The organism is Bacillus sp. JST-5 (genome assembly GCF_057747715.1).
In genome coordinates this window covers 1-24,229 of record NZ_JBYLHW010000040.1, presented here as the reverse complement: position 1 = coordinate 24,229, position 24,229 = coordinate 1, and the positions used below count along the sequence as shown (strand labels likewise).

23 protein-coding genes and 1 pseudogene are annotated in these 24,229 nt (G+C 33.0%); 4 read left to right on the top strand and 20 right to left on the bottom strand.

The annotated features are described in order from the left end of the window. Positions 1-467: 467 nt before the first annotated feature. Positions 468-1,289, bottom strand: coding sequence for a GNAT family N-acetyltransferase (locus AC3ASS_RS09315; protein WP_488283258.1), 822 nt, complete (start codon positions 1,287-1,289; stop codon positions 468-470). 175 nt (positions 1,290-1,464) lie between these two features. Here AC3ASS_RS09315 and guaC point away from each other — a divergent pair, with 175 nt between their 5' ends. Further along, on the top strand, positions 1,465-2,445 hold the full coding sequence (gene guaC, locus AC3ASS_RS09310) for a GMP reductase (RefSeq protein ID WP_488283257.1): 981 nt from the start codon (positions 1,465-1,467) through the stop codon (positions 2,443-2,445). Between the two features lie 107 nt (positions 2,446-2,552). On the opposite strand, the gene AC3ASS_RS09305 is transcribed toward guaC, so the two are convergent. From AC3ASS_RS09305 to AC3ASS_RS09260, 10 genes are all read right to left on the bottom strand, one after another. Next, positions 2,553-3,239 (bottom strand): response regulator transcription factor, encoded by a 687-nt coding sequence (locus AC3ASS_RS09305; protein ID WP_488283256.1) that lies wholly within the window; start codon positions 3,237-3,239, stop codon positions 2,553-2,555. Beyond that, positions 3,217-4,323 (bottom strand): sensor histidine kinase, encoded by a 1,107-nt coding sequence (locus AC3ASS_RS09300; protein ID WP_488283255.1) that lies wholly within the window; start codon positions 4,321-4,323, stop codon positions 3,217-3,219. The genes AC3ASS_RS09305 and AC3ASS_RS09300 overlap by 23 nt, the downstream gene beginning before the upstream one ends. Before the next feature lie 65 nt (positions 4,324-4,388). After that, positions 4,389-4,763, bottom strand: coding sequence for a hypothetical protein (locus AC3ASS_RS09295; RefSeq protein WP_488283254.1), 375 nt, complete (start codon positions 4,761-4,763; stop codon positions 4,389-4,391). Next, positions 4,753-5,154: a DUF6220 domain-containing protein gene (locus tag AC3ASS_RS09290; protein WP_488283253.1), complete on the bottom strand. Its 402-nt coding sequence runs from the start codon at positions 5,152-5,154 to the stop codon at positions 4,753-4,755. The genes AC3ASS_RS09295 and AC3ASS_RS09290 overlap by 11 nt, the downstream gene beginning before the upstream one ends. A gap of 126 nt (positions 5,155-5,280) precedes the next feature. Continuing rightward, on the bottom strand, positions 5,281-5,934 hold the full coding sequence (locus AC3ASS_RS09285) for a hypothetical protein (RefSeq protein WP_488283252.1): 654 nt from the start codon (positions 5,932-5,934) through the stop codon (positions 5,281-5,283). A 98-nt stretch (positions 5,935-6,032) separates the two neighbouring features. Beyond that, a complete protein-coding gene (locus tag AC3ASS_RS09280; RefSeq protein WP_488283251.1) occupies positions 6,033-7,202 on the bottom strand; it encodes a hypothetical protein in 1,170 nt (389 codons plus the stop codon). A 15-nt stretch (positions 7,203-7,217) separates the two neighbouring features. Continuing rightward, positions 7,218-8,045 carry a hypothetical protein gene (locus tag AC3ASS_RS09275; RefSeq protein WP_488283250.1) on the bottom strand — a complete coding sequence of 276 codons (828 nt, stop codon included), beginning with the start codon at positions 8,043-8,045 and terminating at the stop codon, positions 7,218-7,220. Continuing rightward, on the bottom strand, positions 8,045-8,731 hold the full coding sequence (locus AC3ASS_RS09270) for an ABC transporter ATP-binding protein (RefSeq protein ID WP_488283249.1): 687 nt from the start codon (positions 8,729-8,731) through the stop codon (positions 8,045-8,047). Before AC3ASS_RS09270 ends, AC3ASS_RS09275 begins: the two co-directional genes overlap by 1 nt. Then, positions 8,728-9,114: a GntR family transcriptional regulator gene (locus AC3ASS_RS09265; RefSeq protein WP_488283248.1), complete on the bottom strand. Its 387-nt coding sequence runs from the start codon at positions 9,112-9,114 to the stop codon at positions 8,728-8,730. Before AC3ASS_RS09265 ends, AC3ASS_RS09270 begins: the two co-directional genes overlap by 4 nt. Before the next feature lie 289 nt (positions 9,115-9,403). After that, a complete protein-coding gene (locus AC3ASS_RS09260) occupies positions 9,404-10,015 on the bottom strand; it encodes a DedA family protein (protein ID WP_488283247.1) in 612 nt (203 codons plus the stop codon). A 133-nt stretch (positions 10,016-10,148) separates the two neighbouring features. On the opposite strand from AC3ASS_RS09260, the gene AC3ASS_RS09255 reads away from it, so the two are divergent. After that, the gene (locus tag AC3ASS_RS09255) at positions 10,149-11,402 is read left to right on the top strand and encodes a DUF4085 family protein (protein WP_488283246.1); all 1,254 of its coding nucleotides are present in this window, start codon (positions 10,149-10,151) and stop codon (positions 11,400-11,402) included. Positions 11,403-11,640: 238 nt separating this feature from the next. Here the strand turns inward: AC3ASS_RS09255 and AC3ASS_RS09250 are convergent, their stop codons facing one another. From AC3ASS_RS09250 to AC3ASS_RS09235, 4 genes are all read right to left on the bottom strand, one after another. Beyond that, the gene (locus tag AC3ASS_RS09250; protein WP_488283245.1) at positions 11,641-12,411 is read right to left on the bottom strand and encodes a MerR family transcriptional regulator; all 771 of its coding nucleotides are present in this window, start codon (positions 12,409-12,411) and stop codon (positions 11,641-11,643) included. Positions 12,412-12,906: 495 nt separating this feature from the next. Next, positions 12,907-13,242 carry a hypothetical protein gene (locus tag AC3ASS_RS09245; protein WP_488283244.1) on the bottom strand — a complete coding sequence of 112 codons (336 nt, stop codon included), beginning with the start codon at positions 13,240-13,242 and terminating at the stop codon, positions 12,907-12,909. Between the two features lies 1 nt (position 13,243). Further along, entirely contained in the window at positions 13,244-15,085 is a 1,842-nt protein-coding gene (locus tag AC3ASS_RS09240) for a DUF6792 domain-containing protein (protein ID WP_488283243.1), read from the bottom strand. Positions 15,086-15,097: 12 nt separating this feature from the next. Beyond that, positions 15,098-15,742, bottom strand: a complete 645-nt coding sequence (locus tag AC3ASS_RS09235; protein ID WP_488283242.1) for a hypothetical protein — start codon at positions 15,740-15,742, stop codon at positions 15,098-15,100. A 167-nt stretch (positions 15,743-15,909) separates the two neighbouring features. Here AC3ASS_RS09235 and AC3ASS_RS09230 point away from each other — a divergent pair, with 167 nt between their 5' ends. After that, the gene (locus AC3ASS_RS09230) at positions 15,910-16,065 is read left to right on the top strand and encodes a hypothetical protein (RefSeq protein WP_488283241.1); all 156 of its coding nucleotides are present in this window, start codon (positions 15,910-15,912) and stop codon (positions 16,063-16,065) included. Between the two features lie 154 nt (positions 16,066-16,219). Here the strand turns inward: AC3ASS_RS09230 and AC3ASS_RS09225 are convergent. From AC3ASS_RS09225 to AC3ASS_RS09205, 5 genes and pseudogenes are all read right to left on the bottom strand, one after another. Continuing rightward, positions 16,220-16,611 (bottom strand): annotated as a pseudogene (locus AC3ASS_RS09225) (transposase); the annotation flags it as partial. A 247-nt stretch (positions 16,612-16,858) separates the two neighbouring features. Further along, entirely contained in the window at positions 16,859-18,412 is a 1,554-nt protein-coding gene (locus AC3ASS_RS09220) for a fatty acid--CoA ligase (RefSeq protein ID WP_488283240.1), read from the bottom strand. A gap of 721 nt (positions 18,413-19,133) precedes the next feature. Next, positions 19,134-20,299 (bottom strand): IS3 family transposase gene (locus AC3ASS_RS09215; RefSeq protein ID WP_488283239.1). Its coding sequence is split into 2 segments (ribosomal slippage): positions 19,134-20,023 and positions 20,023-20,299, totalling 1,167 coding nucleotides; the frame shifts between segments, so codons are not numbered across the junction. 110 nt (positions 20,300-20,409) lie between these two features. After that, positions 20,410-21,540 carry an alanine dehydrogenase gene (gene ald, locus AC3ASS_RS09210; protein WP_488283238.1) on the bottom strand — a complete coding sequence of 377 codons (1,131 nt, stop codon included), beginning with the start codon at positions 21,538-21,540 and terminating at the stop codon, positions 20,410-20,412. 114 nt (positions 21,541-21,654) lie between these two features. Continuing rightward, positions 21,655-22,878: a PucR family transcriptional regulator gene (locus AC3ASS_RS09205; RefSeq protein ID WP_488283237.1), complete on the bottom strand. Its 1,224-nt coding sequence runs from the start codon at positions 22,876-22,878 to the stop codon at positions 21,655-21,657. A 471-nt stretch (positions 22,879-23,349) separates the two neighbouring features. On the opposite strand from AC3ASS_RS09205, the gene AC3ASS_RS09200 reads away from it, so the two are divergent. Beyond that, positions 23,350-23,844: a L,D-transpeptidase family protein gene (locus tag AC3ASS_RS09200; protein WP_488283236.1), complete on the top strand. Its 495-nt coding sequence runs from the start codon at positions 23,350-23,352 to the stop codon at positions 23,842-23,844. The last annotated feature ends 385 nt before the right edge of the window (positions 23,845-24,229 follow it).

Here is a 24,229-nt window from a genome sequence, read left to right as displayed (position 1 = left end):
TTTTAATCGGAAAATGACTTTTAACCAGTGTAATGGTTTTGCATTTTCGTGTCCAATTAATTAAGGGGTCCAAATAGGAGTGTAGAAAAAAACTTGCAACTTATATTGATTTTTTTGCAAGTCGTACATTCATGGTCAATCTTTTTATAACAAGGAAGGATTGGCAGGTGCCAATCCTGACCGAATGAATATAAATTTGTAACTTTCTCAATCGAATTTGCAAGTTGTAAATAATTATTTGTAACTCTCAAAAATTATTTGCAACTAGAAAAAATCGTATTTGCAAGTGAAAGGAATAAATTTGTAACTATGAAAATATTATTTGTAACTTATGAATCTGTACTTGCAAGTCGAGAAATAATCTTTCAACTAGGTTGATTTTATTTGCAAGTTAAACTTCATGAGTGAATTTGTTTTCTAAAAATGAAATGGAAAGCCAGTGGGAAAAATAAATTCCACCGGCTATTTCAATGATGCAGCAGCTCCATTTTGTATTCGTAATAATCTTGTGCTTGAATAGTTTTGAAGCCACAAGTTTCATATAATTTCAGTGCATTGGTATTAGTGGCATCTACTTCTAAAAATATACGATACCCAAGATTCTTTTCATTTAAAATAACATTTGACAACGCTTTTTTGCCAATTCCTTTTCCTTGCATGGAAGGTAAAATCGCAAAACTATAAATCCAAGCATCTTTTCGATCATGGAATACGCGTATTTTTCCTACCCTTTCCCCATTGTATTCAATCATATAATATTGATGATTTGGATCCGTTTTTAGCCGATGATGAAATTGTTCGGCATCATTGTAAGTAAATTGAAAACAATCAACATCTAATTGAATTTGGAAAGCGTCATCCTCATCTACTGCTGGTCTCACCACTACATTTTTATCCGAGAATAATGTCGTTTCCATCCACTGCATTTGCAATTCTGTCTGAGTTAGCGTACATGGGATATTAGCTAAAAATTGTTTAGCAGTTATTGAGTTAGCTGGTGCATTCAACAAAATCGTTTTTCTTTTGTTCTTTTTACATAAATCGAACGCATTTTTGGCTAAGTGGGTAAAAATCCCTTTCCGACGAAATTCAGGATGGACCATCCCACATAGTTCGATTTTATTGCCAAAGTCATATATCCCTAAAAATCCAACAAGTTGATCATGTTCGTAATGTGTTAATATTTGATCTTCTTCCATACCATTTTCTAATAAGTCCCAATTGAGTTTTAATTGAATTTGATCATAATTCTCACAAATTTGTTGCAGTGATTTAATTTTATGTAACATTCATGTGTCCCCCTCTTTGTTTGAACGAATGCACTTATATATTCAACCTTGATGAAAAATTTTCCTTTAAAACTTTCGATTTTTCCTTTACGAACCAAACAGAATCATGTATATTAAAAAAGGCGAACGATAATAATAAAATCACAAAAAATATTCGTCTTTTTGAGGTGGTCCTATGAGAAAAGTATTTGATTATGAAGATATTCAATTAATTCCAGCCAAATGTATTGTAAAAAGCCGAAAAGAATGCGACACAACTGTTTCACTTGGCGGTTATACGTTTAAACTACCAGTCGTACCTGCCAATATGCAGACGATTATAGATGAAAAAATTGCACGTTTCTTAGCGGAAAATGGGTATTTTTATATCATGCATCGATTCAAACCAGAAACTCGTTTGGATTTCGTTAAAGATATGCATGCTCGTGGATTAATTGCTTCCATCAGTGTAGGTGTTAAAGAGGAAGAATTTGAGTTTGTTCAACAATTAGCTAATGAGAAAGTGGTACCAGAATTTATCACGATTGATATTGCACATGGGCATTCAAACGCTGTTATTGAAATGATTCAACATATTAAAAAGCATTTACCAAAAAGTTTTGTCATTGCGGGCAATGTTGGCACACCAGAAGCCGTTCGTGAATTAGAAAATGCAGGCGCAGATGCAACAAAAGTTGGAATTGGACCAGGAAAAGTTTGTATAACAAAAATTAAAACTGGCTTTGGTACTGGTGGTTGGCAACTTGCTGCTCTTCAATGGTGCGCAAAAGCTGCAAGCAAACCTATTATTGCAGATGGTGGAATTCGTACGCATGGGGATATTGCTAAATCCATTCGCTTCGGTGCAACGATGATTATGATTGGATCTTTATTTGCCGGTCATGAAGAATCTCCAGGGAAAACGGTCGAAATCGATGGTAAACTATATAAAGAATATTTCGGTTCTGCTTCTGAATATCAAAAAGGAGAAAGACGAAACGTTGAAGGGAAAAAAATGTATGTTGAGCATAAAGGGCCTTTATTAGATACGTTAATTGAAATGGAAGAAGATTTACAATCAGCAATTTCTTATGCTGGTGGCCGTGATTTAAGTGCATTACGTAAAGTAGATTATGTAGTAGTAAAAAATTCCATCTTTAATGGAGATCGTATATAAAGCATCGAATTTTCGATGCTTTTTTCTTATTCAATCTCCCGCTTCGTCAAAGTTTTTCGTCCTTAGACAAAATTAAACAAACGTTTGATTTAATTTTACTAGACCGTTCAACGATTGAATCGATACCCTACTCCCCAAATCGTTTCAATCCATTCAGGATTCGAAGGGTCTTTTTCAATTTTTTCTCGTATTTTTCGAATATGGACCGTAACGGTTGATACATCTCCCATTGAATCAAATCCCCATATTCGTTCAAATAGATGTTCTTTCGTAAAAACTCGATTAGGATGAGTGGCTAAAAAAACAAGTAGATCAAATTCTTTAGCTGTCATGCTTTTTTCTTCTTCGTTTACATATACTTTTCTCGCTGTTAGATCAATGGTAATGTCTTTCAATTGAATCCATTCTTGTGATTGATCTCGCTTGGTGAGTCGTTTATATCGATTAATATGGGATTGAACACGCGCGACAAGCTCATTTGGGTTAAATGGTTTTAAAATATAATCATCTGCCCCAATATTTAACCCTCTAATTTTATCAATATCTTCTGTTCTAGCAGTTACCATTAAGATAGGCACTTCAATGACGTCTCGTATTTTTTTACATAACGTAAAGCCATCCATTCTAGGAAGCATTAAATCCAAAATAATTAAATCGTAGGAGTTTGATAATGCTTGTTGGTACCCTTCTTCCCCATCATTTACGATATGACATTCATATCCATGAACTTCTAAATAGTCTCTTTCTAATTCGGCAATGCTCATTTCATCTTCAATAATTAATATTTTCTCCATCTAATAATTCCTCCAATTGAAAATAAATGGTAGTACCTTGATTGACTTCACTTTCTGCCCAAATTATCCCACCGTGTTTTTCGATAATTCTTTTTGCAATCGCTAATCCTAATCCGCTACCTCCTGTTTTTGAATTTCTCGAGGAATCAGCGCGGTAAAAACTATCAAAAATTTGAGACAAAGTATCTTTATTAATTCCGATCCCATTATCTTTAATTGCTGTCGTAATCATGCCATCTTTTTTCGATAAATAAATGTTAATTTCTTTTTCCTTGTTCGTATTGTATTTTAAACTATTTTGAATAATGTTCTGAATCACTCGTTTTAACTGAAATCGGTCGGCACGGACAAAATAATGTTCATTTGAATCTGTCGATAATGATAAACAAACTGACTGATCATTCAGCGAATACTTTGTTTCTTCTATAATATCGGTTAAATAAGGTTGTAAATCGACCGCTTCAAAATGGAACGATTCTTGATGGCTATCTAATTTTGAAAAGAGAAATAAATCGTCAATTAATTGATGAAGTTCATCTACTTTTAATAGTATTGTATTCATATATCGATCGAATTTTTCAGGTGTATTTGCCACCCCGTCTTTCATCCCTTGAATGTATCCTTTAATGGAAGTAAGTGGGGTTTTTAAATCATGGGAAATGCTTGCAATCAGTTCTTTTCTGTTTTCTTCGTAGCGTTTTTGTTGTTCATTCGCTTCTTTAAGCTGTCGTCTCATCGTTTCAAATGAACTTGCTAAGTCAGCAATTTCGTCTTTTCCTTGAATAACAATCGGTTTTTCTAAATTCCCATCTCGAATCGACTCGGTAGCTACTTTCAATTGTTGAATTGGCTTTACAATGCTTTTTCCAACTAAATAGGTTAAAATCCCGTTTGTTAACGCAAAAACGAATATCATTAAAAAGAAACGAATCGTTACAAAAAGCTCGATATTTTCAATCGTTCGTTCACGATTTAAAAAATAAAACATAACGATTGCTAAAATGATTTCAATGATAAAGAAAAGGATAATCGGTACGATTACCATTGCAATATTTGATAAAAGCAACTTTCGTTTGATAGACATCTATAGCACCTCTTGAAAAAAATAGGAGGAATCATTTCCCCCTATTATTTTACCTTACCAATCGATCATTCACTACTTGTATCTTTTTGATGGACCAATACTCCTGCGATTACAGCAATACTTGGTAAAATAAAGATGGAAGATGATGAAAGGAAAGGATACAATCGACCTGTTGCTAATCCTGCACTACATCCTACCATGATTCCGAATAATAAGAAAAAGATCGAAATAGAAAAGATAATGGATTTGATGACATTCATTTTTCTTCTAACAAAATTGTAGGAAATAAAACCAGCGCCAATGCATGTAAAGAATTGAACCCCTACCATTCCTTGAATATTGGAATGAATGAATAACATCATGAGTGTGTAGCTAATTCCGATTATAAGAAACAATAATCCAATGACAAATGAAAGAATAGGTTTTTTACTATTTTCCATGTTTCATTCCTCCATTATTTCTCTTAATTAATTGAAAACTGTGATAAACATTAACAATAGAAATCGCAAGTAAGCATAAACCGACGAGTGGATGAATAGCGCCGATCCATGACAATAATCTTCCACCATTTGCTGTAAAATACATTCCAAAAATAAAAACGAATATGATTACGAGTTCATAAAAAATCCATTTTGGCATTTTACCGAAAATAGCAAAAATCAACATTAATAATGGAAGAGAAAATCCAAAAATGTGAATAAACAATACATGATTTGCCCAAAATCCTGGATCCATAAAAATCGCCATTCCTGCAAATAGAAATTGAATGGTTACACAAATTGAAAATAAAACTGATAAGAAAAAATAAATAACTTTACAGGTTTTTATCATTTTCATTCCCCTTTCTTTAATCTAACGTCATATTAACGGTCAATGATTAAAGAATCATTGATAAAATCTTAAATTTTTCTTAAATCCATAAAAAAAAGAAGTGATGAACATCACTCCTTCGTTTACTTAAAGTATTCGTTTTTTATGATCGTCCCAAATGATAATATCGACAAATGACATATTTCCTTTTAAGAAGTTAAAATTTTCGTTAGAAAGTTTTTTCTTCTTCTCTATGACAACGGATTGTTGACTATTTTTTTCGATTTTCACTGCTTGTGATATATCTTTAAGGATGACTGCATATAGCTTTTTAGCCTCTTCAAAATCTCCTTGAGTAAAACTTAAATTGAATTCAACGTCTTTATTACTAAAATTACGGAAAAATATATCACATCGAACGTTCAATTCATCGTTCAACACTTCATAAGTACACTGACTTTTTTCTTTGTCATAAACAATGGCGTAAACTCCATTAGCGATTGTATGCTGATAAGCTTGAACGAGTAATTGTGGAGAAATAAATATTCCAATCAATAATAGAAAGGTAAATGTTGCTTTAAATTTTTGAATCGATTGATTAAAAAGAATTACAGAAAAAATAATTAATACAACTGAAAGAAATCCTGTTAATTTACCTATATCATTAGGATGTATAAACGCAAACAGTGAAGATAAAATTTTTTCACCTAACCTTATCTGATCAGGAAATGGAAAGTTTATTATGATGATGAGTAATATAAAGAAAATGGAAAGAATAAATTTTTGTTTATTTTTAATCATATTGATCACCCTAACAAAATTTTATCATAATATCCACTATCTCCCATGATAATTATTTGACAAATTTCACAAAAAAACTGCCCCTAATGGAGCAGTTTTCATTGCATCACATCTATACTATAAATTTGAAAATTTATTTTATTTTTATCTTTTGATTTATGTTTGAGTTTTATATTTCCTTCATATATGGTTTCTCCTGTTTCAACATCTAAAACCCAAATTTTGTTTATGACTGAAGATGTTTGTTGAACAATATATAGCTTCCCATTGGCAATGTACGTGGAAACTGGGAATTCATCTTCTTTGTTCGGAAGCGGAAATTTAAACGTATTAACCACTTTATGTTCAACAACAGAATATGAAGTTACTTCAATATATTTTTCTTGATAGTTTACAAATGTTAATATGGAACCACTTAAAGTATGAGCATTTTCAAAGTCCAATGATAATGGTTCTTTTTCATTCGTTTCAATGTTATAAAGGATGATGTCTTCAACTTTTTCTTGCTGTTCCTCTTTCTTATCGTATGATTCGCTCGTATAGCTAATTAAATAATACGTTTGTTTTCCAGTTGAATAATCATAGATGATACTTAACGAACTTTGGGATGAATCTCCTTTTGAATTTTGAGTTGAATAAATGATTTCATCTTGAACTAACTGCTTTTCTCCAATGTCAAACGTGTATACATGAACTTCATAGTGGAAATCATTCAAACGTGCCATCGCAATGACTTTTAATTGACCATTGACCATTTGAAGATCTTCTACATAGATAAAGGAATATTTTTCTTTATTCGGTATTTTCGATTGAAAAGATGTGATTTTATCATTCTCCTTATTTAGGACGGAAATATCAAAGGTTGAGTCTTTTTGAGTAAATCCCCAATCAATATTCGCATAGGCTAAAACATATTCGTCCTCATAAATCTGATATAAGCTAAAGGATTTACCTCTCATAAACGTTCTATATTTATCAATATATTTTTTTATTTGAGGTGGTAAATCTTCTTGTTTTAATTTATCAATAATGGAAACATTATTATTTTCTTTTAGCCTTCCTTCGTATAATGTAACCGGTAAGAACTCATCACCATTGTAGTAATCACCATACATAGTAATATTTTTTATCTCGCTTTCCTTTCCTTTTAATGTTTCAAATTCTATTTCTAAATTTATTTTAGAGGCAAGTGCATTGTTGATGTAATAGGAACCGATGGCCACTACTGTCACAACCAATAATATGATCGATTTCAAATATTTTTTCATCTAGATTCTCTCCCTTTACACACGAATCTTCTTGTTTAGTAGATAATAACTTGTCAAAATGGAACATGTCATTACGACGAGTCCTGTAAATACGACAAACACAAAAAGCTCTATAGGATAAAAGTAGTTTTCAAATATAATGTCTAAGAAGATTGGTGAAATAAATACAACAAAAGATAAGGCTACATATACCATTCCGATAAAAATTCCTTTTAATCGATAGCAACGTTCAAATAGCACAAATGTAAATAATACAAATACAACGATTAATCCTATCCCATAATTGATTAAAAAATCTAAAATTGTTTTTGGGAACAAAATATATAAAAACGGATATTTCATAATGTTTATCATATTCATATCGAGTCGTAACTCATCTGGAACTAACCATGTGAGTAAGAGACTTTCGATTGGAAATAAAATCAGTTGTAATGCAATCAGTCCGAGTACGAATATGAAAATGGCGGTTGCTTTTGAAAGAAAAATATTCAATCGATTCGTTGGCAACATAAGTAAACGATAAATAAAGGTATTCTTCCCTAACCAATCACGATACCAAATAAAAAATACATAAATCAGTAAGGTAACAACACATAACGCTACTGAGCCAATAAACCATAACGTATTTAAAAATTTATGCATGGACATTGGACCATACTGACCTAAAAATTCTTCTATTGGCAGTTGATTATCATAGATCCAATGATCGGCTTCACTGAGATAGGACTGTGATCGGAAAAAAAGCCCCACCACCTGCAATATGATTGTTGAAATGATTAATACTATATAAATTTTCATAAATCGGTTAATTTCAAAGTTTACTAATTTCAAATAATTTTTCATTATTGATACACCTCTCTCATTACATCAACGACAGATTTTCCTTCTTGTTCACGCACTTCTTCTGTATTAAATTCTTTAATGATACGTCCTTGATCAAGCAAAATCACTTTATCTAATAAATGTTCAATATCATTAATTTCGTGAGTGGTGATTATTACCCCACGATCTTCAATTAAATGACTTGTAAATACTTCAGCAATTTGCTCACGGCTGAAAATATCGATTCCTGAAAAAGGTTCGTCCATTAATAAGAAGTCCACATCTAGCGCAAGACCGAGTAATAAATTAACCTTTGCTGTATTTCCTTTAGACAAGTCAGAAATTCGATCAGATTCTTTCAATTTAAAAAACTCTAAAATTTCCAATGCTCGTTTTTGATTCCAACATTGATAAAAATCACTCATAAACTCCATTGCTTCTGAAATTTTCATTTGGGGAAGCATCGTCATCGCATCCGGAATATAGGCAATTTTTTCATAAGAGTTTTTATTAATTTTCTCTCCGTTAATGAGAATTTCACCTTTATTAACCGGAATTAATCCCATAATTGCATTCAAAATGGTTGTTTTCCCCACTCCGTTAATTCCAATTAAACAAGTAATTTCACCTTTATTGGCTGTAAAAGAGATATTATCGAGAACAACTTTTCTCCCATACTTTTTTGTCACATTTTTTACTTCAATCATATTGATCCCCCTTGATTTTCATCATTTCCATAATGTTCTGTTACTAATTTAATTACTTCATCTAACGGTACGTTGATTGATCGAACCGATTCCACAAAAGTATGAACAGCTTCTAAAATGAGTTCATTTCGGACTTTTTGAATAATCCGTTCATCGTTTGTAATTCTACTTGGTAAATTCCCCTCCGTAAAAATCAAGCCTTCTTCCTCCATTTCTTTATAAGCTCTTTGAGCCGTGTTTGGATTAATTTTTAATTGGTTAGCCAGTTCCCTTCTAGATGGAATTTGTTGACCTGGTGAAAGATAACCTTTGGCGATTTGTTCCTTAAAATATCGAATAACTTGAAGATAAACCGGATCACGGTTATTAAAATGTACAATCATAGACATTCTCCTAATCTGAATAAGATTCGAATCCATGTGTATTAAGTGGTTCATACACTTTGTGTAAAAATAAAAGTGTATGGTGTGATTCATACAGTATAGGTAAAAAATTTATACATTTATGATGGTGTATTATGCACATAATACAGTTTGGTTATAAAAAAAGCTCCTGTGTGTATTATATGGTTAATACACTTTTTCTGTCAACATCATTATAAAAAAAATTTTTTCATTAATAAAAATCGAGACAGTTGCAAACCCATGAACCTGTCTCGATCCTCTCTTCTTATTAAGAAGTTTTTCTTCGACTTTTAATAAACAATACGACTGCTACAATAAATAAAATTGCTAAAATAGCGTAAACGATGTTCGAGTAAATTTCCATTTTTTCTACAATCAGATCCCAATTCTCCCCTAATGATGCGCCTAGGCATACTAAAACGATGTTCCAAATCAATGTTCCAATCGTCGTTAAAACAAAGAATAATCCAATATTCATCTTCGACATCCCCGCAGGTACGGAAATTAAGCTACGGATTAATGGAACGAAGCGGCAAAAGAACACCGTCCATGGACCATATTTGTTAAACCATGCATCAGCTTTATGTATATCTTCCTTTGTAAGGCGTAATACTTTCCCCCATCGGTCAACAATTTTTTCTAATCGTTCGACTTCTAATAGTAAACCGATATAGTATAAAATAAAGGCACCTAGAACAGATCCAATCGTCGCAGAAATTACAACCCCAAACACTGTAAGATCGGATGACGTTGTTAAGAACCCTCCAAATGTTAAAATGACTTCCGATGGAATCGGTGGAAAGACATTTTCCAAAGCAATGAGTAACATAACTCCTATGTATCCATAATCATTCATGATGTCTAGTAACCAATTATCCATACGCTAACTCCTTTTCTTTCTCTTTTCTATTGTATTGGTTGTCCATTGCGACTATATTTAATAATATCTGTATTCAAATTTTAACACAAGATAAGGTAAAAGTTTCGACTAAATTGGTTTGGGAGAGGAAATTATGAGATTTTTTACTAAACAATGGTATGAACAAATGCAGCATATAGGTATTATGACCTATTGTGAGTCTGATGAAGAATGGGAAGATTTTATTCGTAGTTTTGAGGAAGATGGCGACGATGTGTATGAATATTTAAAAAATGAGCTTGAAGAAGTAAAAGAGGAATTATACACTATTTTACCTAAAAAATTTTATCCGTTTATTGATAACGGTACGATTAACCAACCGTCACTTCCTAAAAACGTTCGTGATGATCTCATCCAATGGTTTAAAGAACAAGAAAGAAAAATTGAAAAAGTGGTAGAAGAAGCGGCTGAATATCATGAGCGTATTCGGAACTTATTACCTGCTTCCCTTCATGAGATTGTGGAATGTGGTCTACATGATTCTAATGTACAATACATTTTTCGTAAAGGATCTTCCTTGCGATTCACCGTTGACTATGTGAATTCTCCTCATGCTGTTAAGATGGTCATTGACATAAACGACATAATCTCAGAATCGTCCGATAATCCGATATATGAAGGAATGTATTGGCTTTATGAAGAAGCAGATATCGATTCTCAAGGCTATCGTTTAGGTGTTTTGTTCAGTGGAGCCGAATGGGAAGTGGTTGCCAAAGAATTTAACGTTACTTATTATTATCGAAATGAACATATTTTTGGGTTGGAAGAAGAGGAAACCCATGATGATCCTCTACAACCTATTCCGTGGGATTTACCTGAAAGTTACACTTCCTTTCTATCAAAATATAACGGTGGAAAACCGAACCATCCGTTTATCTTATTACGTGAAAAAGAAATTGAAATTCATAGATTTATACCTTTGCAAGAGTTGGCTATTCAAGAGGATCTCCTCCCTTTTGCTGACTGTCATTTAGGAAGATTAGCTTTTCAAAAAGATCAAAGGATTGTTTATTTAGACGAAAGTGGAGCGGTTGTAAATATGGCGGAGTCCTTTGAACAATTCCTCGAACAAATGCTTTCTAAAGAGTACATCGAAGAAGTGATGGAAATTGAACCACTTTCACTTGACCAATTAGAAGAAGCTATTTACAGTGAAGATTTAGAATTAAATGTTCGTGCTTGGGATTTTATTTGGCAGAACCCTAACGAACATTTACCGATGATTGAATTAGCACTCGAACATTACTTAACTCATGAAGATGAAAGTAAACAAATGATAGGGTTTGTTTATTTTGAACAACTGAAAGATATTTTACCAGAGTCATTTCGAAATAAATGGGACAAATAAAATCATATATTTCTATATTTATAGTGCTCTATTTTCCATGCGAGGTTTTTCGTTGCATGGGAATATAGAGCACTTTTATTGTTAAGGACAATACTATTTTTCTTTATTGATAGTTTTATCTATACAAATAGGATAATTTAAAGTTATACATATCGAATAAAAAAATTATCGATCTGCAAATGAAATGAGAATATTTGTTATTCTGTCTATACCTAAAAAAGACAGGTACATTAAGTACCTATCTTTCCTTTTTCATGCCAGTATAGATAAGAATCGCATCTCTTAAAAATTCTGTTACGCCTGGTTGAATTTTTTCATAATAAGCTTTAAATCTTTCATCATCGACATACATTTGAGCAAGTCCAGCATGTGCTTCTTTACTATAGGTTGGCCAGTAAAAGGTCAACCATTGTTTGTGTAGATCTGCCGCTTTTTGTGCTTTTTCACTTGCAGGATCTCCAGTTTGATATGCTTCGATGAGAGTCTGATTGAAAAGTTCGTTCAATTTTGTTAATTCCTCATGCTCTTCTTTCGACATGTTCATAAGTTTTTTATTGGATGCTTCCACAGCTTCTTCCCCGTATTTCTCACGGATTTCCTTTCCATATTTCTTTTCATTTTCTTCAATCAATTGTTTTTTAAATCCTTCAAATTTTTCTTGATCAGACATAGTCATCCTCCCTTCTAGTGTTGCTAATGTTTTTTCAACATTATTTAATAGAATATCGATTTGCTTCCTTTTGGCCAAAAGTTTTTCACGATGTTCTTTCAAAGTTTCAGAGGGATTAAAATTCGGATTGGTCACGATGTCTTTAATTTGATCGAGACCTACACCTAGCTCGCGGTAAAACATGATTTGTTGGAGAAGGTTTACTTCTTTTTGTCCATAAATTCGATATCCCGATGAATTAATTCTTGCCGGCTTTAGAATTCCAATTTCATCGTAATATCGTAACGTTCTTGTCGTCACTCCTGCTAAATTAGCTAATTTTTGTATGGTGTATTCCATCCTATCACCTCCCTCTGATTATCAATCTACACCTTTACGTTGCGTTAAGGTCAATAGTTTTTATTCATTTTTTATTTTATAGGTGAAATAGTAAAAGTTCTTTCAACTAATATTATCGTTTAAAGGATGGAGAACAAAATAATGATGTATTTATTAAACATGTTGATTAGAAAAATGAATCAAATCACTTTCCCCTTTGCCATCATAATACCGTTCTTTTCTGATAATTCCGTCACAATATTATGACATCAATATTTACAATGTTGGGCATACATTTTAACTCAAACGGTTAAATCATTTTCAATTTTTATTTCAATAATTTTAATTAATAATTTTGAAGCTAGCAAAGACGGAAATGACTAAATCTTTACATAATAAAAAAACACCCCATTACCACTTGGAGTGTAAAAAAGTCTATCATAAACTGAAAAAATTTTGCTAAATCTTTAACAATCTAAACCTATCTAATTATGAAGTTTCGATAAACGAACCCTATTAATCTATATTTCTTTCGATGACTTGATAATATATAGAAATCTTTTGTCTATTTATATCATTTATGAAATCGGTATAATATTTAGCCATATTTCGCATCACAATCTTATGGGAATCATGGTATATCTTGTTTTGCTCCTCATGTTGTATTGCAGTTTCCATAATAGCTTCCGTTATTTCTCCTTCGCCTTTGGAAACCTCATCTTTAATAAATGCGACAAGTTCTTCCCCTAAGTTTTCTAGTTTGTCAATTTTCTGAACAAATACATTTGCCTTATATGTTAAATCTTTATATGTGTCAAACCCATAAGAGATGGTCATTTGACGCTCATTCATGTTAATACCTCCGGGCTAGTTCTTCCTCTTGTTCGAAAAATTCTTCGATTTTCTTTTTAAATTTATCAATCATCGCAATGCCTTTTTCAATTTCTTTCTCGTAAACATAAAACATTTGTTCAAAAGTACTTATAAAATTATTGGATTCTAAAGGTGGGATGACTTCGTGGACATGGATGGATTTTATTAAGTAATAATATTGAGAATCATAAGTAAAATTTCCAAGTAGATGCTGATACTTGCTTGGATAGGATTCCATATCTTCAATCTTGGATAATAGTATTCTCTTTCTTTCATTGTAATCGTCAATATATTCACGTTCAAAATCTTGTTTTAATTGAGTCAAAATTTTTTGTTTCTTCTCATATATTTGATAGCCTTCTGTGAAAATTCGATACGCAGATGATACATTGACATGAATGGTTTGACCATTTTTCGTAAAATGATAAACAACATCGCCATTAGCTTTATATGTTTTATTATTCTCTAAACCATTTAAAACATAGTGGATGGAATGAGCATTTACACTATTATTTAATGTCTTAATAAGTGGTTCTAAATTTTGTTTAATGATTTCCATCCGTTTCAATATATTTTTATATAGTCCTCGTACTTCTTTAAATAATGTTATCGGATTTAATTGTCTGAAGATTTTGTTGAGTGATTGTTTAAAATCTTCTTTCATTCCTTGAAGTTCATTCATAATTGCTTGTTTTTCATCTAAACTAATTAAATCTGTTTCAAGAGCTGCATTTAAGATGCTATCTATATTTTTTATCAGATAGCCTAATGCTTCGATAAAATCAGGAAGTTTTTTTGTTATATCACTGATCATTTTTATTGTATTAACAGCTAAATCAGGTACTTCTAAGATGTCTTTGGAAAAGAGGTCAAAATCTTTATAGCGATCGATAAGTTTTGCATCTATACCTGTTAATGCTTTTAAAGCTCCATCAAATCCTTCAGTATTATAAACATCCGCATACTTTGATAGATAGATTTGAATGGCTTGAATATCTTTATCTGGAATTCTATTTAAAAACTCTAATAAACGATTTGTTCCTGGAATAGTGTCGACCACTTGATAATTTCCGATATGAACAAACCCTCTCGTTGTTTGGCTAACCATTTGCAGCAAATCTTCCTCAGCGACTAAATGATAAATATTTTGACCTGCTTCTTTATAGTATTCCTCTGTAAATTTCTTAAGCTCTATTGGGTCAATGGTGTAGATTTGGTTGAAATTGTTAAATTCAAGATTAAAATGAATACTCAGCTGTCTTCGAAATTGTAAGTCAATTTTAGCTAGTTGATAAAATGTTGGTGGTGCATCATTTATGATGTAAACTCGATCATAATTATTCAATAGAATTTGTTGAAGTTGTTTCGTATTACCTCCTAATGAATGCCCAAAACCAATGTAGGTAAAATCTTCTTTATTATTTTTAATATAATTTGAAATAATAAATTCATCGAACTTTTGAGCGTCATGATATTGCTCTGTATTTTGACCAATAAAAATTCCAAACAAATTATACATCCAATCATCTGGTCTATTTGTATTTTCTTCTACCGCTTCACTCCCCCTTGTAATTGAATACACTTCATTTATACCTTTGTTTTTGTCATAGAAATGAATGATAGTCCCATCAAAACCATTTTTTCCAATATCTAATTCTTCTTCATAATCTTTTGAATGAAAAATATTGATATCTAAATTTAGTTCTTTACCAGTTTCTTCGTAGTAAATTTTTTTAATTTTATCAACTGTTAACTGTGAATATTCTAATTCCATAATTCTTGCACGTAGTTCATCAGTATAGAGTATTTCTTGGTTATCCATATTTTCCACCCTTTATTTAACAAATTTAATGGAATGGAATAGCTTTTTTGCTTTTTCTCTTTCTACTGATCTATTTAATGTACATTTACTATCTTTATTGGAGCAAGTTGAACTGTAAGTGATGCTAATTGCTTTATTAGTGTTGTTTGAAACAATATAACTAAAATAAACATAAATAAATTGATTTTCATTGATTTCTTCAACTTTTTCAGCATAGTATATCGTGTTATCTTTCAATGTATATTTTTCAAAATTACCTTCATATCCATTGCTTTTTGCCAACATTTCTAGATTAATATCAATTAATTTCGTGGATTTTTTATCTTCATATCGCCCAACAACAAAATATTCAAGATTTTTACTTTTTATTGTTTCTCCAAAATTAATTTCTTCGTATTTATCATCTCTTCTATGATAAAAAGATTGATCCATATTCGCATTCACCGGGAACCACATTGTATATCCACCAGTTTTGGATTCAAACAAATAGTAGCCGTCTTCTACTTCTTTTGGAGATTTTATAAACTCTCGAGTAAATTCATCTTGTAAGGCGATTGTATCTTGAAATTGGTTATCTCCTTGTTTCTTTTTATCCACTCCACTACATCCCCCTAACATCAACATTGAAATAATGACTAATGTTAACCATTGTTTCATCTATTGGAAACTCCCTTCGGATGTTAAAATTTGGCAGTTTTCTAAAAGATTGTTGTTTTTGGATAAAAATTTGTAATGTTCAATAATTCTGTTAAAATAACAATAAGGATATTGGAAAGTAATACCTAAATAATTTATAGAAGTAAAATATTAAGGGAGGTTTCGGTATGACATTCTTAACAATTATTGTTGTTCTAATAATAGGATTACTATTGTTAATGATTGGATTTGCAACTAAAAAAAAGTGGTTAAAACTCCTATCAATTATTCCACTTGCTATTTCGGTGTGGCAACTTGCAAGTCTATTTTTAATGGACTTATAGGATTTATGGATTTGATATTTATAGATATTTAAAAATTGACCTCATATGGAGGTCTTTTTATGCACTTCTTAGCATCTTAATTGTATTATGATTGGATTTTTGACACGCTGAAATAAGCATTTGTTCAACTTGATTTTCAAATGCCAAATTTTTACCAATAGAATGTAGTAGAGATATGAATTTTTTAAGCGTTCAGCGATTTTTGGTAGGGTATAACCTTTAACCATTAGTTCGATGTATTTCCACCCACTTTTCAGGATAACGAGAACCTGAAAATGGTGTATTTGTCATATCGTTGAAGGACTTTCCACAATCATTGCATAGATAACGTTGTCTTGAACGATACTTGCCGTTTCGCTTTACCGATGTACTTCCGCAATGAATACAAGCTATACCAGAAGCAAATCTTGCTTCACGAATGGTTTTGAGAAGTTTCGTGATTTTATCAGGTTCTTCTGGAAACAAATCTTGTTACATTGCTTCAAATAGTGCTATTTGCTCTGATTTTGTTAATTCGCTGAACTCTTCATATACATCTTTCCACATACTCGAACGCCTCCTTAAACCATATCGTATCAACCTTTTATGTCAAGAAAGCAACAATCTATATGAAAACAGCCTAAAATTTTCCTAAAGTTATGATAGCATATGGGTTTTTAAAGAACGATATGTATCAAGCAAAATCGAACATCTTTCCTACATGGTTCAATTGTTTAGGGCTATATTCACAGAACATTCAAGTAATTTAACATAAAAAAATTGGGAACTAAAGTTTTAGTCCCCTAGATACGTTTTAGTTCTTCATGGAAACTTCTTTCCTTAAAATAAATTTTTGGATTTTTCCACTTGCATTCCGAGGAAGTGCATCGACAAACATGTATTTTTTCGGCCGTTTATAATTTGCTAATTTCGGATGGTTTTTACAAAATTCATCGAGCTCTTGTTCTGTCACATTTGGATACTTTTTCACAACAAAAGCTGTAACCGATTCACCCCAATGGTCATCTGGTAAGCCAATGACGGCCACATCTAACACTCCATCATGTTCATATAAAACATCTTCGACTTCTCTTGGATAAATATTTTCTCCCCCACTAATAATCATGTCGTCAACACGGTCGTTCACATATAAGTAACCATCTTCATCCATATATCCAATGTCACCAGTATGATACCAACCTTTATACAGAGCTTTTTCTGTAGCTTCTTTTCGCTGATAATATCCAACCATCATACTTGGACCACGTACGATAATTTCCCCGGGTTCAAAAGGTGGCAGAACATCATCAGGTTCTGATGGACCGTCTTCTTTCGGACGAACGACACGAATTTCATGATGCCAAGCTGCTTGACCAGCAGAACCTGTTTTTCGAAGTTGGTCGCTCGAAGTTAAAAAGGTAATGGCTGGTCCCATTTCCGTCATCCCATAGGCTTGCACAAGTTGGATTCCAAATTTTTCATGAAGGGCCCGAACTAAAGTTGGGGCCATTGGGGCTGCACCATACAATCCAAGTTTTAAACTACTTGTATCATATTGATCTAAATCTTCCTGAAGAAGCATGTTCCACATCGTTGGTGCAGCAAAAAATTTTGTTATTTTTTCTTGTTCAATCAATTCAAGAATTTTTTTTGGATTAAATTGATGTAAAATGACGTTTTTGCATCCTGTATTCACGCGCGGTAAAAATGCACAATGAAGTTCGGCGCAATGGAACATTGGACCGGTGACAAGTCCTACATCTTCTTTGTCATATTTACAGGCAGCGATGCAAAGAATGCTTTGATCCACCATGTTTCGATGGGTGTGCATCACTCCCTTTGGTCTTCCTGTTGTTCCACTTGTATAAATAAATGCATATAAATCGTTTTCATTCACTTCAACATGGATGTCTTCATTGGTTGAATTGGAAAGTTTTTCATGATAGTTGGCAGCATATGGTGGAGTATCTTCATCGATAAACCAGAAGGAAATAGAGTCAAAGCGTTGATGAATGGAGGAGATGACAGGTTCTAAAGCTTTTTCAAAAATAACGACTTTTGGAGATGCATCTTGTAAGATAAATGCCACTTCTTCAGGAGATAAACGGAAGTTAATCGGATTAAAGATGGCACCAATTTTTGCACAGGCGAAAAAGGTTGTCCCTAATTCTTCAGTGTTAAAAAGAAACGTTGAAACGCGATCTCCTTTACGAACTCCTTCGTTCAATAATGTATTTGCTAAACGGTTTACTTGTTCGCTCCATTCTTTATATGTATAGCGAACATTTTTCCGAACATCAAAAATTGCCTCTTTGTTCGGAAATTTTTGGACAGTTAAGTCAAAAATTTTGCCAATGGTCGTGGACATTGGATTACGCCTCCTTTTTATTTTTAAAATTAAGAATATTTTTACAATATTTATTATAAGACATTCTATCCAAACTCTCATTGTCTAATATTGTCGTGAAGGCAATTTTGTACAAAAAAATAACGATCGGCGTACATTCCAATCGCAGTGATATGATTGTTAAGGTGGAAACTTAAATTTTGTAAAAAGAAATAAATTCTATAAAAAATATATTAAAAAGTTGATTTTGGTCAAACTTACAAAAAATGTCTTAGAGTTACAAATAAGTTTTCAATAGGTACAAGTTTTTCTTTGTCACTTGCAAATACGCAATTTTCTAGTTGCAAGTAATTATTCAAAAGTTACAAATACCTTTCATCAACTTACAAATCTCATAATTTAAATTGCAAATAACCATTCAATCAGTTAGGATTGGCCCAAGCCAATCCTTCCTTTTATAGAAAAATCATCCTTGAACGTTCAACTTGCAAATTTATCAATATGAGTTGCAAGATATTTTGCTCCCATGTTTTAAGTATTTTCTCCTGATTGATCAACTTGCAAATAAATCCATCAAAGTTGCTAGTAAATCATCTCCTCTTGGTTTATCCAATTTGTCTTCCAAAAAAATCAGCATCGTTACATATTTTTAAAAACATATCCTTGTTTCAAATCATTTTTAAATAAAAAACCCTCATGTATGTATGGACTGACCCACCTATTTGAGACACAGAAAAAACACCTATGCTGCCTGTTTCCTGAACTCAATAGGAGACAGGTAGTTTAATTTGGCCTGAATTCGAATTTGATTATAATAATAGATGTAATTCTGAACCATTTGTTTTACAATAGAGTTAGTGAGATTTTGTTTTTCTTGTGAATAGAATGTTTCAGCCTTTAATGAAGAATGAAACGATTCTATTACGGCATTATCATGGCAGTTTCCTTTGCGGGACATGCTCGTGGTAATGCCTTTTTCTTTGGCCAAATGTTGAAAAGCATAAGACGTATAGACCGCCCCTTGATCGCTATGGAGTAACACTTGTTTTGGTTGTCGCTCTTTTACGGCCATTTCTAGTGTCTTTAACACTAGCTGAACATCCTGTCGGTCGCTGATTTGATAGGCAATAATCTCATTATTGTATAAATCCATAATGGTTGACAAGTAAAGCATCGAAGTACCAAACGGCAAATAAGTGATATCCGTTACCCACTTTTCATTTGGTTGAGAAGCCGTAAAATCACGGTTTAAACGATTCGGTACGATGATTTTACTTTCTCCATTGATCCAGTTTTGACGTTTTTTCTTCACACGGCATTGAAGATTCCGTTTTTGCATGATTTTTTGTACGGTTTTGCGATTCAACTTGATTCCATATTTAAGCCGTAGGACTTCTCTTATCTTGCGATGACCATAACGATAATGATTCTTTACACAAATTTCTTGAATCAACCGTTCTAACTCTGATTCCATCATGAACTCTTCCCATTTCTTTTCCCATCGATAATATGTCGATCTTGGAATTCCTAAACAAGAACAGATAAGGGTAACAGGATATCTGTCTTTTAACTCTCTTACAACTTGGACCACTACTTCTGGCACCATCTCCTCTCGAGTTCCTTGTACTTTTTTAAGATTTCCAATTGTGCTTCTAGCTGACGGTTTTGCATTTTGAGCTGTTCCATTTCATTTAATTCCTGTGCCCCTTTCCCCCATACATATTGCTTCCCTACAGGCTGAGAAAACCGATGAGTTTCGCCATTTTTATACCATCTCATCCATGTCTTGATCTGCGTCTTATTTTTAATCCCTAACGTCTCCATAATTTCTCGGTTGGTATACCCTGCTTGTTTCATCTCGATAGCTTTCCACTTGATCTCCTCTGGATAATGAACTCTTGTCCCCATAAGACAAACACCTCCACAAATCGAAGTAAGTTATACATTCGATTCAGGAGGTGTTTTTTCCTTGTCCCATTTTACTGGGTCACTTCAGTAAGAACATGAGGGATCTTATTTTATAGAGTTGTAGCTACTTTTTGAAGTGCTTCTTCAACGGGAACGTATTCATATCCTAAATCTCTAGCAACGGCTTCATACGTAATGCTTCCATTTAGGACGTTGACTCCAAGTTTTAAGGCTTGGTTTTCAGTAACGGCTTTTGCAAAACCTTTGTTTGCAATTTGTAAAGCATAAGGCATAGTTACGTTAGTTAAGGCAATCGTAGAAGTTCTTGGTACTGCACCTGGCATATTCGCAACTGCATAATGGACAACTCCATGTTTTACATAAGTAGGATCGTCATGAGTTGTTACACGGTCAGATGTAGCGAAAATACCACCTTGGTCAATCGCAATATCAATCACGACAGAACCAGGAGTCATAGATTTAATCATTTCTTCTGATACAAGTTTAGGAGCTTTTGCACCAGGGATTAAAACTGCTCCAATGACAAGGTCAGAATCTTTCACAGATTCAGCTATGTTATATGGATTTGACATTAAAGTTGTTACATCATTTCCGAAAATATCATCTAATTGACGGAGTCTATCTGGATTTAAGTCGATAATAGTTACATCTGCGCCTAATCCAACAGCCATTTTTGCTGCATTTGTTCCAGCTACTCCCCCACCGATGATTGTAACTTTTCCACGTTTAACGCCTGGAACACCTGATAAAAGGATTCCTTTTCCGCCATAAATTTTTTCTAAGAATTGAGCACCGATTTGTACGGCCATTCTTCCGGCTACCTCACTCATTGGTGTAAGTAGCGGTAATGTACGGTTCACTTCTACGGTTTCATAAGCAATCGCAATAACACCTTTTTCAGTTAATGCTTTTGCTAGTTCTGGCTCTGCAGCTAAATGTAAGTATGTGAACAAAATTAAACCTTCACGGAAATATTGATATTCGGAAGCAATTGGCTCTTTAACTTTCATTACCATATCCGCAGACCATGCATCTTTCGCTGTTGGAACGATTTCTGCACCAGCTGCGATATAGTCTTCATTTGTAAAACCGCTACCAAGCCCAGCATTTGTTTCAATTATTACTTTATGTCCAGCTTTTACAAATGCATCTACCCCTGCAGGAGTAATGGCTACACGATTTTCATTGTTTTTAATTTCTTTAGGAACTCCTATAATCATGGTTCCTTCCTCCCCTATTATCATACTCCGTATTATTATAAAATTTCGGGTGTGAATGGTCATTGTCCATTTAATCAAATTGAAACCGCTTTATTTGTGGATTTACACAAACGATTAATTCTTCAATTTCCTAATTTTTAAATCTAAATATATCGCCATCTTTTCGTGTACGTTCTTCAAGTCAAAATCAGCAATTTCAGTTATTCGTTTTAGACGATATCCTAATGTATTTGTGTGAATATACAATTGCTTCGCTGTATCACTCACATTACTATCATTTTGGATAAAAACTTCCAATGTTTTTAATAGATTAGTATTGTTTTCTTTATCATAGTTTTCAAGAATTTTGATTGCTGGATGCTCATCCGTCCGAATATTTTTTAACAATTTGACGTATTGAAATAACCCAAGTTGATGATATTGATAAATGTTTGCTAATTCTTCCTTATAGAGATCTTTTAACTCAATAACTTGTAATGCTTCTTGATAACACTTTTCTACTTTTATGAGATCTTGATAAATGGAGCCTGCCCCGCCTTTAATACCTTCAATGGAAAAGCGGTTTTTCATTTCAGAAATAAAAAATGGAATAAATTCGCTCAACGGTTGTCGTTCTGATGGATTCAAAACAGGTGAAGCCAACAAAATCAATTCATTTCGCATTACAACTAAAAAATGATGCTTAATTTTTTGGCTTGTCGTTATTAAATAAGAAATATGTTCTTCTACTTTTTTCGTAATGTCAGCTTCGAATTGGAATACAATAACGGTATATTGTTCAGGGATGGTAACATTTAATTGATGAAATTTTCGAATGATCTCTTCTTGTGCAGTAAAATGGCCGGTGATTAATTGCCAGAAAAAGTCTTGATAATCTTCAATTTTCTTTTTCCGTTGCATATGAAGTTTTCTAAGTAACGGGACGGCACTATTTGCTGCATCTTTAAGATGTGTGTAGGTTTCTTTCGTTATTTTTTTATTTTCGACCACAACCCATATGTACCCTAATACTTCTTGATTTTTACGAATAGAAATAGCGAGACGATTTCCTAAGCCGATTTCTTTGATTTGAGGAATGTTCACAACTTCATCGGTATCCATTAATTTTGGAATGATGCCTTCTTTCCAAAGTTTATTAATGACATTTTCAGGAACTCTTCGTGTAATAATAGTAGCGATCCGTGCGGGATCAGTTTCTTCTTCATGTGAACTGTATGCTAATAGTCTGTGATTGGCATCTTCAATTGTCACAGGACATCCGAGGTAATCTTTAATGCTATCAGCTAAATCTTCTAAACTATTAAATGATCTTTTAAACGGATGTTTAAATTCGCTCATGAAAGAACTCCTTACCATTGAGGATTAATTTGATTCTATTATATCAAAATGTAGTGTTAGTTGAGGAACGTGAAAAATGATCAAGTGATGGAATGATTATAAAAATTTGAAAACTCTATTGATAAAACATTCCTCTGAAGTTTGTCGCAAGTTAAAAATTCTAGCCGATATGAAAAAATTAATGGCTGGTCATTAAGAAGAATTTGATGTATTTGATTTACTACAATCTCCTTCCCTTCATTCCTCTAGCATTTTCCACAATGTAAGATTACAAGAAATGGATTATGTAATATTAAACTCACTGCGTTTAAATTTTGGAGAGCTGCATTGAGATTTTCGAGGACAGTAATGTTTGGAGGAGCACTTCTTTTTGGAAAATCACATGAATGGTCTAACAATTTTGGTGAACAATCCCTTTTCCCATTTCAAAGCATATAATAGAATACTAAATTTAACACGGAGGTATTCCCAATGATTCATACAGTAAAGCCAGGTGAAACGTTATATCAAATTTCTCGAGATTATCGTACACCTTATACGGAAATTATTCGAGCCAACCCTGGTATCAATCCTAATATAATTTATCCAGGTCAACCAATCGTGATACCAGGGATTCCTTCTCCGGAAACGATTCCTTATCGAATTGAAGTTTCTAGACGTTTAAGGAAACTGTATTTGTATCATAACAATGTGTTACAAAAAGAATATCCTATTGCTGTCGGACGAATGCTTCACGAAACACCGACCGGTCAATATGTCATTATCAATAAAGCTCCCAATCCCGGTGGTCCTTTTGGAACAATGTGGATGAGTTTATCAAAAGAACATTATGGAATTCATGGAACAAATGATCCGAGTTCAATTGGAAAAGCCGTATCTAGAGGATGCATTCGCATGTATAATCATGATGTTGAAGAACTTGCAAGAATCGTCCCGATTGGAACTGCTGTTTGGATTAGAGATTAATAACAGAAGCATAGTTATTGCTAATATGGTAAGTTATTTACAAATGTGCAAATTCTTTTTTAATAACTAAGTAATAAACGGGTGCCATATGTACTTCCAAATGAAAGAATAAATTTTTCATAAATATAGACGCCTAAAAAAAGTTCGGTGATTCCCGAACTTTTCTATTCATGTGCGCCCGGCATGGGTGTAATCTATAGGGTGAAAGTCCCGAGCTGCGAAGGCAGAAGTAGCAGTTAGCTTAACGCAAGGGTGTCCGTGGTGACGCGGAATCTGAAGGAAGCGAGCGGCAAACTTTAAGGTCTCTCGGAACACGAACTTCATATGAGGCTAGGTATCACTGGGTGAGTTTGCATGACAAAACAAAGCCCTTTCTGCCGAAGGT